The organism is Endozoicomonas sp. SESOKO2 (genome assembly GCF_024606245.1).
In the GTDB taxonomy this organism is placed as follows: Bacteria; Pseudomonadota; Gammaproteobacteria; order Pseudomonadales; family Endozoicomonadaceae; genus Endozoicomonas_A.
Window position 1 is genome coordinate 23,054 of sequence record NZ_JAHHPQ010000443.1, and the last position, 11,049, is coordinate 34,102.

Below are 11,049 nucleotides of genomic sequence, written 5' to 3' on the forward strand. Positions count from 1 at the left end.
AAAATAGCGTCCAACGCTTTTCGCTTTTATTCTGCTTCCTGCCATTTTTCGGCGTAAACCAGATCAAGATACTCGTTAAGCAAAATGGTGTTTGGATCGTTTTCCGGACGAGGTTGAACAGGGAGTATTCGATTCAGAATCCGGGACGCTTCTGCCCCTACGTGCCCGAGGCAACTTTGATACCTTCCATTGAGGCGGTTTACCCGCACCATTGGTACCCACGATCACGGCCAGTCTTGACTCTTTAGAATGAGAACAATGAAAATGGTTGTAAACGATCTGGTTGAGTTGCATAGCCTTAATCTGCTTTGTCTGTGCTGATTAATTGCCTGAATTTAACCTAATCTAGCGGGTTTGCCGGGGCATTGCACTGTTTACTGTTTCAGCAGCGATATCTTGCTTTTGGAGGCCTGTATCTTCAGGGTATGAGCCGTAGCCATTATCAGATCTTAAGCTTTTTTTTGGACAAGGGCTCTTAATCGATTCTGTATTCTTATCTGTGGAAACTGCTTCCGTCAGCGGTAAAGGGCTTTTTCCTCCGGTGATGTGGGACAAGGCTCTGCCAGCACCATTGGATAACCGGTGTTATTTTCCTGCTTACCGGCTCTAAAACTTTACCTTAAATAGGCGATGCAATAAGGGATAAACCGCTGAAGTCTCGCAATTCTGGCGGTAGGCGCATTACACCTTACATACTGGGATTTAAGTGGCAGGGATGGCCAGACAAATGCAGGATTCACAACAATCATCTGATAGAAAATTCAGGCATGGTCTATCGGTCACACTCTTTGTCTGGTTCATGGTTTTGTCGCTGGGACCTATTACGGTGATTGGTTTCAATGAATACCGTCAAGGTAAACAAACCATCGTTCAAAGTCGTTATGAACAGTTGAGTACTGTCAACCAGCTATTGAGTCAGCAAATTAATGATTATTTTGACTCGGTAGTCACCAACCTGTTTATCAAGGCCGGAGTGGCCCGGGAGTTTCTGTCACATCTGATTGAGAGTCGCAAGGCTCTTAAGAAATCACCGGAAATGTTCATTAATTCTGACAGTTATAATCAGATTCTGAATCAGTACTCCAGTGAGTTTGTGGACTTTTTACGTTACTACGATTACTCCGATCTGATTTTGGGGGATACTGAAGGTAATATTCTTTATACCGTGAATGCCTACAGTGATCTGGGCAAAAACCTTTTCATTGGGGCTCTTGCCAATACCTCACTTGCAAAAGCGGCCCGTGAAAGCCTTAAAGAGGTAGTTCCCAAGTATGCTGATGTGACTGCGTATCCACCCATTGGAGATCAGAAGGTCAGTTTCTTTATTCTGCCGCTGGTGGATGAGAAAGAGGAAACAATCGGCTTTCTGGCGGTTCAGATACTGGCTCATAACGTTCAAAACATTTTTGAGAGCGAAAACCAGTTTAGTGATGTTCTGAAATCCTATCTTATTGGTGATGATGGCTACATTCGCTACGGTACAGATCTGGATTCAAGCCAGTCCATGATATTGAAGGCAGATAATATCCTGACTCAGGACTGGTTGGCTCATGTTGATACCGATGGCGTATTCCATGAACTTCATGATCATAACATGGATGATCAAAGTCACGGTCTTGATAGCGATGCAGAGCTGAATGAACTTTTTGGTGGAGAACTCGATCTTCACTCAGATGTCTCCGGCAGTCATAAAGGCGATCAACATTTTCATATCAAGAGCTACACCAATGTCTATCAAGAGAGTGTTCTGGGAACCTTTTATGCCATTGAGGTCGCCGGCACACCTATGGCTCTTATCTCTGAAGTGAGCCAGAAAGATGCCTTTGTCTCTGTTGTTGAGTTCAGAAATCGCCTGATCTATATCACAGCGATTACCGCCCTGATTGTCATTCTGATTGCACTGGTCATTACCCGAAGATTGGTCAGACCGATCAGAACCATCACTGCCTGGGTTAATCGGGTTGCGTCGGGTGATTATGCTCAGGGTGCTGTACTCAGCGGTCACAATGAAATCAGTGACCTTAGTCGCAGCTTCTCTGAGATGACGGAGAAGTTGAGAAATGTTATCAGTGATAACGATCGCAAGAGCTGGCAGCAGGAAGGTCTGGCAGGTTTGAATAACTGCATGAGGGGAGAGCAGGAGCTATCAGAGGTCTGTAAGAACATCGTCTCCTACCTTGCCCGCTACCTGCATATGCAGACAGGTGCCATGTATGTCATGGATGATGAGAAGCGATTGCAGCTGATGGCATCTTTTGCCTGGCAAAAACGCCAGCAGAACAAAAACATTTTTGAGATCGGGGAAGGTCTGGTAGGTCAGGCGGCTTTGGAGAAGCAGGCCATTGAGTTGACCGGCATTCCCGAAGATTACATCAAAATTGAATCGGGATTGGGCAATACGTCTCCCAAAGTGATTATTACCGTACCGCTTGTTTATGAGGGAGAAGTTAAGGGAGTTCTGGAGTTTGCCCTTATCAGGGAGCTGACGCATGAACAGAGGGGCTTTCTCGAAGATGCTCTGGAAAGTGTCGCTATCGGTATTAATTCTGCCCAATACCGTAACCGTGTCAATCAGCTGCTCGAAAAGACCACGCGGCAATCAGAGGCCATGAAAGAGCAGCAAGAAGAGCTGCGTTCTGTCAATGATGAATTGGAAAGCCGGGCCAGAGTGTTGGAAGAGTCCCAGGAGGAGCTAAGAGCCCAGAGTGAGGAGATGCAGAAGTCTAACGCTGAGCTGGAAGAAAAAACCGAGCTTCTTCAGCAACAGAAAGCTGAGATTGAACGAAAAAATCTGGATATTGAGCTTTCAAGAAAAACCCTGGAAGAGAAGGCAGAAGAGCTGGAACAGGCCAGTAAATACAAGTCTGAGTTCCTGGCCAATATGTCCCATGAATTACGGACGCCTTTGAACTCACTTCTCCTTCTGGCACAGATGTTGGCAGATAACGATGAAGGTAACCTTAACGAAGACCAGATTGAATCCGCACAAGTGATCTACAGCGGTGGGAAGGAACTTCTCGATTTGATCAATGATATTCTTGATCTGTCCAAGGTTGAAGCCGGCAAGATGAGTGTCAATCTGGAAGATATGGATATTGAAGAGCTGTGCTCCAGTATGCGGACTTTGTTCAAACCTCTGGCTGAAAACAAGGGACTGGATTTCTCTGTGGATATAGATCCCGGGACGACCAGAGTTATTCTCACCGATAGCCAAAGGGTTATGCAGGTTATCAAAAACTTCCTGTCTAATGCCTTTAAGTTTACGGAACAGGGGGGCGTCTATATCCGGGTATTCAACTCAACCCGTAAGGCAGGTCATGGCTACGAAACCTATGTTGCCTTTGCAGTCAGGGATACCGGGATAGGCATTCCGAAAGAAAAGCAGGATGCCATCTTTGAGGCATTCCAGCAGGCGGATGGTTCAACCAGCAGAAAGTACGGTGGAACCGGGTTAGGTTTGGCAATCTCACGTGAACTGACTTCTATGTTGGGTGGTCATATCGGCATAGAGAGTGCCGAAGGAGAAGGAACAACGTTTACGGTTTATCTGCCTGATAATGCCGTTTGCTCAATTGATGGCGCAAAAGTCACGGCTGACAGTTATTCACCCGCTACCAGTGACGGTTATCAAAAAGCCGCTTCCGCTCCTGCTGAAAAAAAAGCTAAAGCTGACTCGGCTCCTGTGGCTGATAAGCCTCCGATCAAAAAGAAAAGGTCCACAGCTGGAAAGAATATTCTGATCATTGAAGATGATCAGCATTTCTCGGATATCGTCAAACAGCTTTCCGGCAGTCATGGTTATCAATGTCTGGTGGCCGCCAATGGTAAGGAAGGGATTCAGACGGCGATCGAAGAGCAGCCTATGGCCATTATTCTGGATCTTGGCCTGCCAGATATGGATGGTGAAGATGTGCTCAGGCAGTTGCAGAAGAATGCTATGACAAAAGACATACCGGTTCACATCGTTTCGGGACGTGATCCTGATGAGTCAGAGCGACAGGGGGCTGTTGGTTATCTGGTCAAGCCGGTGTCGGTAGGTGACCTGGAAAAGGTTTTCAGCACGCTTAAAACGGCTCTCTCAAAAGATATCCAACATGCTCTGTTATTGGACATTGATGCAGAGAGTCGATCACACCTGGCGAAAATGCTGAGAGAAAAAGGGATGAATATCGCCGAGGCTTCATCCGCTGAAGAAGCCGAACAGTCAATGTCAGAGAATCACTGGCAGTGTCTGGTGATGGATGTCGATTTACCAGACAGCAGTGGACTGGCGTTTTTACAGAAGCTTCAGGAAAAGATGGGCGACAACATGCCATCGATCATCATTCATACCGATAAGAAGTTGTCGGCAGAAGACCAGAAAGAGCTGCAGAAATATACCCGTGCTCTGGTTATGAAGGGGGATTATGCTTCCGAGAGGGTGATGGATGAGATCAGCCTTTTCATTCATTCGATCGAAAAGTCGGCTCCTGCCGAATTAAGGCCTGCAGCTAAGTCGGTGAATAACAAATCCCTTGAAGGTCATAAAATTCTGCTGGTGGATGATGATCTTCGCAACACCTTTGCATTATCCAAGGGCTTGCAGGGAATTGGGTTGGAAGTGGTCATTGCTGATAATGGACAAAACGCCCTCGATAAGCTCGATGAAGAAGAGGGTATTGAGCTGGTGCTGATGGACATCATGATGCCGGTGATGGACGGCTATGAAGCCATGACCAAAATGCGTGAAGTTGACCGGTTTAAGAGTATGCCTGTCATTGCACTGACAGCCAAGGCCATGTCCGATGATAAGGCAAAGTGTATAGAAGCGGGCGCCAATGACTATATGACCAAGCCGGTGGAGATCGACAAACTGGTTGAAATGATGAAGGTCTGGTTATTCAAATGACAGAACCCGGGGATTCGTATCAGGATTTTGAACTGAAGCTACTTCTGAGTGCTGTTCAGGAAAAGTATGGTTACCAGTTTGGCAGCTATGCCAGAGCATCTTTAATCCGCCGTGTCAAAAGACACATGAAGATGTCGGGCGTTCAGCACATCAGTGACTTGATTCCATTGTTTCTTCATGACGAGTCTGCTTTCGCTGTTTTTGTTAAAGATATGTCGGTGGTTGTGACAGAGATGTTCAGGAACCCGGATTTCTTCAAGTCTCTTCGGGAGAACATAGTCCCGATTCTGAAAACCTATCCGTTTATCAAAATCTGGCATGCGGGCTGCGCCAGTGGTCAGGAAGCCTACTCCATGGCTATTCTTCTCGATGAAGAGGGTCTGCTGGATCGCTGTCAGATCTATGCCACAGACTTTAACGATCAGGCATTGCGTCATGCCAAAAGCGGTATCTATCCGGAAGCCGAGATGGCTCTTTATGAGGAGAACTACCGCAAGACAGGAGGCAAGAAAGAGTTATCAGACTACTTTCACAGAGGATATGACTCCGTGAAGTTCAATGGACGACTGGCTGATCATATTACCTTTGCTAATCATAATCTGGTGACGGATGGTGTATTCGGGGAAATGAACCTGATTCTTTGTCGAAATGTACTCATTTATTTCAATCAGGAGCTACAGGATCGGGTGTTGCAACTGCTATTTGACAGTCTCTGTTCCAGAGGTGTGCTCTGTGTTGGCAAGCGGGAAAATATTCTCTTCAGTTCAATCGGTAATCAGCTGGAAGTCACTGATCGGGACCAGCGCATCTACAGAAAGGGTAATTGATGAGCGACGGGGTATTGGTGATCGGAGCCTCAGCCGGAGGGCTTTCAGCACTGGAATCCCTGCTTCTGGAACTGGGAAGCTGTTTTTCGTATCCCGTTATTATTACCAAACACCTGGCGTCCGGTGATGAAGAAGGCTTATCAAAATTTCTGGGGAAAACATCACCACTGCCGGTCAGTATTGCTTATGACAAGCAGAAGATGGTCGACAATCATGTTTACCTGGCTCCTGGTGGTTACCACTTGCAGGTTGAAGATAGGGAAACCCTGAGCCTGAGCATTGATGCCCCGGTCTGCCATTCCAGACCTTCGGTGGATGTCCTCTTTCAATCTGCTGCCGATGTTTTTGGTACACAAGTGGTGGGTGTCCTGTTAACGGGCGCCAATAAAGATGGGGCAGAGGGTGTCAGGGCTGTTAAACAGGCAGGCGGATTAACCATTGTCCAGAATCCCGAAACAGCCGAGGTGCCGACAATGCCCAAATCAGCCATTGCAACCGGTTGTGTGGACCATGTGCTGGACTTGAGTGATATGGCTGTCTGCTTAAAATCCAAGAATTTCAAACCTGAGACATGAATGAGTCAGGAGGGCGGTCATGGATGACAAGCCGAAAGTCAAAATTCTGGTCGTGGATGATCGTCCTGAGAATCTGCTGGCCATGAACAAGCTTCTCAAGCCGTTGGGAGCCGAAATACATAAAGTGGACTCTGGTGAAGCGGCTTTATCAGAAGTGCTTCATCACCATTTTGCGGTGATCCTTCTGGATGTGCAGATGCCGGGCATGGACGGTTTTGAGACGGCGACTTTGCTGCACAGCAACAAGCAGACAGCCAATATTCCTATCATTTTTGTCACCGCCATAAACAAGGATCAGTCCTACATCAGTAAAGGCTATCAGGCGGGTGCGGTTGATTATCTGCCAAAACCCATCAATCCGGATATCTTGTTGGGCAAGGTTAAGGTGTTTCTGCAGCTGGAAGAACAGCGGATTGAGCTAGAGCAAGTCTCAAGGGAGCTTCGCTGGATCAGCCGAAAGAATAAGTTGTTGCTGGATAATGCCGGTGAAGGCATCGCCGGTCTTGATCCCGATGGCAAGATTTCGTTCATCAATCCAACCGCCTGCGCCATGCTTGGAGGAACAGAAGAAAATCTGTTGGGAAAACACATCAGTCAGTTTGTATACGACGCTAAAGGGGAAGAGGCTCTGGAAAAGTGGCAAGAGTCAGAAATACTTGAGAATACGATGGTCGCTGGAGGTGTCTTTCATACATCAGATAGACAACTTTGGACACTTTCCGGAAGCCACTTTGATGCTGAATACAATATGGCGGCTATTGTTAATGACAGGCAGGAAGTGCAGGGTTGCGTTTTATTGTTTCAAGACATTACCGAGCGCAAGAAGCTGGAAAATCAGTTGTTGCTGATGGCGAAGTACGACAGTTTGACAGGGCTGGCTAATCGGACACTGTTCAAAGAGTTTCTGGGTGCTTCATTAGCCAGGAGTCAGAGGCGGAATAAGAGCACTGCTGTCATGTACCTTGATCTGGATCACTTCAAGGAAATTAACGATACCCTTGGGCACGATGCCGGAGATCTTCTGCTGAGAAGTGTGTCACAAAGGTTGCAGGAATGTGTGCGTGAAGGTGACCTGGTTGCCAGGTTAGGGGGGGATGAGTTTGCCATCATTCTGGATGATGTGGCGGAAGCATCGGACGCCAAACTGATTGCTGAGAAGATTCTCACCACAATCCGTGAACCCCACGATCTGAATGGCGAAGCCAGACACGTAGGCACCAGTATCGGAATTGCGACATCAGAAGATACCGGCACTGATGCCGAAGCTCTGCTCAAGGCTGCTGATCAGGCCATGTATGTGGCCAAGAAAAGCGGACGGGATGATTATCGGCTGGCATCTGAGCTCGACAGTGGAGAGAGGGAGCAGGCAGAAGAGGGCAACTAGTGTTCATTGGGAGAAGTGCACCTGAACGCGCTTGCGCTTTCGATGCATGCTTCTATGCTCCGTCAGGGCTTTAGCACTCTTGCAAATCGTCCCGCATCTCCGCGGTCGGCGATCCTCTTCGGCCAAGATTTCGTTACAGGTTGCCTGACCGGTGTGGTATTTGCTTTTGTGAACCGAAAGAGATCGAATATTCTTGCACGTCTTTCCGCACGGGCGCTGCTGGCAATCTTCTTCGAATACCATCTCGTCACAGGTCTGTTGTGCGGTGTGGAATCTTCTTTTGTGATCCGACAGGACTCTGGCATTCTTGCAGACTGTCTCGCAGAGTCGCGGTTGACTATCCTCCCCGAAGACGGTCACGTCACAGGTATGTTGACCATGGTGCTTTACGCTGTTGTTAGACGACAATAACATCTTAGTCTGGGTCTGGTCCAATTGGAATGATTCTGTTGTTTGCTCTGTTTCTGAAGTTCTTGGTGGGGGTGTGGACAGGGTAAACGACATTTCGAAAAGCGACGTTTCATTGGAATATATATTCTGCATAGTATCAGAATGACTTTTGTAGCTATGGCCGTGTCTATTGACCAAATCGGTGCGTGAGCTTTGTCCGGTGATAGCTTCTGTGTGGCTTGTCAAATTTTCCAGGGAATCCAGCTGCGATCGAGCGGGCTCTCTGCCATCAGATGATGATCGGAATTGGCAAACGCCGTAACAGGGGTGGATGAAACAATTCACACCCAAACATCTTCTACAGGCACCCATGAATAAGGGGTGTAAAACAGAGGAGAGTCTTTGGTGGTCAAGATCAGTTTGTAACGAACCAGCAGATGAGTAGCGCAAAGCCATTGCCATGAAATTGATTCAATAAGGGTGGTTTTTACCCCGTAACCGACAAGTTTGTGTCGTTTTTCGTCAAGCGGTAAATCTGATCTTGCATAGCCGTTTGTATCGGTAATGTCTGACGGGCTGTCCGGCCATTTATGCTGGTAATCCTTTACAGAAAAGCTCTGGTTTGTAAAAACTGCATTCTGTTCAAGCTCGACAACAAAACGTTCTGTCAACGGCTCGGCCTGACAGACGACAGACAACAGCTTTAGTAGCAACAGTAGCAACAGTAGCAACAGTAGCAACAGTAGCAACAGTAGCAACAACAGCAGTGCCGTAAAGAGAGAGTTTTTAATAAATCCATCCTTGCATTGTGTTTTACAGAGAGAAAGGATAGATCAAGAGCATATATCTATTTGTCTGTCATTTAGAAAAGAGGCCTCCATTCTGGTCCACATCAACAAACTTGCTTTTTCGATGTTTTTTTTTGTGATTCAACAGGGCTCTGGCATTGTCGCAGAGCTGACCGCATCGTTGAAGTTGGCCGTTCTCCCCGACCACGGTCATGTTGCAGGTTTGTTGTCCGGTGTGGTCTCTTTTTTTGTGATCCGTCAGGGCCGGGGCACTTTTGCAGACCAACCCGCATGGCCGCTGCTGACCATCCTCGCTGACCAGGGGCATATCACAGGTTTTTGGCCCGCTGTGTATTTTTCTCCTGTGATACGACAGGTCTCTGGCATTCTTGCAGAGCATCCCGCATGGCCGCGGCTGGCCATCCTTCCCAACGACAGTTATGCCACAGGTTTTTTGCCCAGTGTGAGCAACTCTTTTGTGACTCGCCAGATTTCTGGCATTTATGCAGAGCATCCCGCATTTGTGCAGCTGGCCATCCTCCCCGACCACCGTCATGTCACAGGTTTTTTGCCCGCTGTGGTATGAGCTTTTGTGAGCCGTAAGAGATATAGCACTTCTCAAGACTTTTCCGCATCGCTGCCGGTGGCCATCCTCACCGATCACGGTCACGATACAGGTTTGTTGCCCACTGTGGTCTCTTCTTTTATGTTCCGACAGGGCTTTAGAACCTCTGCAGATACTTCCGCATGGCCGCGGCTGGCCATCCTGACCGATCAGGGGCACGTCACAGGTTTGTTGCCCACTGTGGTCTCTTCTTTTGTGATCCGACAGGGCTCTGGAACTTTTCCAAATCCTTCCGCATGGCCGCTGCCGGCCATCCTCACCTATCACGATCTCGACACAGGTTCGTTGCCCTTTAGAGACTACCCCTGCACTCATTGAGTCTAAAGCGACCCCGCCTTGAGGGTTGCCATTATTGGCTGGGTTGTCATCAGTACCATGCGCCTGTGGCGGAAATCGTTGACCAAAATCGTATTGGCGTTTAATGGCAAGAATATCATCCCGTATTTCGAAAGGCAGGGTTTGTTGGGGGTGCGTAACCTGTAAAGGATCCAAATGCCCCACGCAACTGAAGCAGTACCCAGTGGCCAAATGGAGGCATGAGCTTCCTGCGAAATTCATCGGCCATTCAGAGGGCTCTGTGTTATCAGATGATGGTCGGAGTTGACAGGTACCATGACAGGGATGGACGAAACAATTCAAACCCAAAGTATGTGGGTGTTGTTGAGGGTCTTCGTTACCGTCCTCATAGTCAGAATGCAGGAGGCTAGCGAAATAGCCTGAAGGGTATGTACTTCTTTGCGGAGCTTGCTGACTGGATGATTTTGTTGGCTGATATGATTGTTGGTTACATCCAGAGCCAAACATGACAGTGATGGTGGCAAATAGGCGATCCTGACTCGACTCTTGTTGTTCAACTTGGTATTGAATTGGGCTAAACAGCCGTGAATAAGGGTTCCAATAGCATTTTAAAAGCCAACCGACACTGACAACCACTTCTGCGAGCATCCCTGAGTGTGGGTTAGAGCTTAAAGGGGTATCTATGGTGCTCAGGATCAGTTCGAAACCAACGAGTAGATTAGTAGCGTATAGCAACTGCCACGAAATCGACTCAATAAGGGGCATTTTTGCTCCGTAATCATACGATTTCTGTCGTTTTTCATCAGGCAGGAAATCTGTTCCTGCACAGCCCCCTGTGTCGGTAATGTGTGATGGGTTGCCAGACAATTTTCGCTGGTCACGCTTTATAGTGAAGCTCCGGTTTGAATTTTGTTGAATCTCAACAAAAATACGTTCTGTCAACGTTTCACCCTGGCAGATGACAGAAAGCGACAATAGCAGCAACATTAGTGTTGCAAAGAGTGAGTGCTCAATAATTCTATCCTTGTATTCTGGTTAACAGAAGGGAAAGATAGATCAAGAAAATGAGAATGTTTTCTGTCAAAAGCCTTTTGTCAAAAATCAGAGCTCTGAAGGGGATAATTTCGAGACAAAGCTTGATATCAAAGGGTGCATAGGTGGCCGACAGCAGGCATTCTGCAAGCCCATTACCTCAAGCAGTCACCTTTCGTGCAACACCCCCCATTCACTGGCAAAGCATCTTAAAACCTCTCTTGGCTGGCATCAATCCCGTAT

General features: G+C 47.6%; 8 protein-coding genes. 4 read left to right on the forward strand and 4 right to left on the reverse strand.

Translation table 11 applies throughout. The features are described 5' to 3' along the window. Positions 1-75: 75 nt before the first annotated feature. A complete protein-coding gene (locus KDK17_RS10075; RefSeq protein WP_257276163.1) occupies positions 76-294 on the reverse strand; it encodes a hypothetical protein in 219 nt (72 codons plus the stop codon). 421 nt (positions 295-715) lie between these two features. On the opposite strand from KDK17_RS10075, the gene KDK17_RS10080 reads away from it, so the two are divergent. Genes KDK17_RS10080 through KDK17_RS10095 form a run of 4 tightly spaced genes read left to right on the forward strand, consistent with a single transcriptional unit; the run spans position 716 to position 7,674 of the window. Continuing rightward, entirely contained in the window at positions 716-4,888 is a 4,173-nt protein-coding gene (locus tag KDK17_RS10080; RefSeq protein WP_257287998.1) for a response regulator, read from the forward strand. Then, the gene (locus tag KDK17_RS10085) at positions 4,885-5,715 is read left to right on the forward strand and encodes a protein-glutamate O-methyltransferase CheR (RefSeq protein WP_257255101.1); all 831 of its coding nucleotides are present in this window, start codon (positions 4,885-4,887) and stop codon (positions 5,713-5,715) included. The genes KDK17_RS10080 and KDK17_RS10085 overlap by 4 nt, the downstream gene beginning before the upstream one ends. Then, positions 5,715-6,290 (forward strand): chemotaxis protein CheB, encoded by a 576-nt coding sequence (locus KDK17_RS10090; protein ID WP_257255102.1) that lies wholly within the window; start codon positions 5,715-5,717, stop codon positions 6,288-6,290. Before KDK17_RS10085 ends, KDK17_RS10090 begins: the two co-directional genes overlap by 1 nt. Before the next feature lie 19 nt (positions 6,291-6,309). After that, positions 6,310-7,674: a diguanylate cyclase domain-containing protein gene (locus KDK17_RS10095; protein WP_257255104.1), complete on the forward strand. Its 1,365-nt coding sequence runs from the start codon at positions 6,310-6,312 to the stop codon at positions 7,672-7,674. A gap of 3 nt (positions 7,675-7,677) precedes the next feature. Here the strand turns inward: KDK17_RS10095 and KDK17_RS10100 are convergent, their stop codons facing one another. From KDK17_RS10100 to KDK17_RS10110, 3 genes are all read right to left on the reverse strand, one after another. Then, positions 7,678-8,310 carry a hypothetical protein gene (locus KDK17_RS10100; RefSeq protein ID WP_257255107.1) on the reverse strand — a complete coding sequence of 211 codons (633 nt, stop codon included), beginning with the start codon at positions 8,308-8,310 and terminating at the stop codon, positions 7,678-7,680. Between the two features lie 95 nt (positions 8,311-8,405). Continuing rightward, the gene (locus tag KDK17_RS10105; protein WP_257287999.1) at positions 8,406-8,825 is read right to left on the reverse strand and encodes a hypothetical protein; all 420 of its coding nucleotides are present in this window, start codon (positions 8,823-8,825) and stop codon (positions 8,406-8,408) included. A gap of 97 nt (positions 8,826-8,922) precedes the next feature. Beyond that, entirely contained in the window at positions 8,923-10,716 is a 1,794-nt protein-coding gene (locus KDK17_RS10110; protein WP_257255109.1) for a hypothetical protein, read from the reverse strand. Positions 10,717-11,049: the final 333 nt, after the last annotated feature.

Coding starts and splice junctions, on each gene's coding strand:
- KDK17_RS10075 (WP_257276163.1), bottom strand. CDS start 294: ATGCAACTCAACCAGATCGTTTACAACCATTTTCATTGTTCTCATTCT.
- KDK17_RS10080 (WP_257287998.1), top strand. CDS start 716: ATGGCCAGACAAATGCAGGATTCACAACAATCATCTGATAGAAAATTC.
- KDK17_RS10085 (WP_257255101.1), top strand. CDS start 4,885: ATGACAGAACCCGGGGATTCGTATCAGGATTTTGAACTGAAGCTACTT.
- KDK17_RS10090 (WP_257255102.1), top strand. CDS start 5,715: ATGAGCGACGGGGTATTGGTGATCGGAGCCTCAGCCGGAGGGCTTTCA.
- KDK17_RS10095 (WP_257255104.1), top strand. CDS start 6,310: ATGGATGACAAGCCGAAAGTCAAAATTCTGGTCGTGGATGATCGTCCT.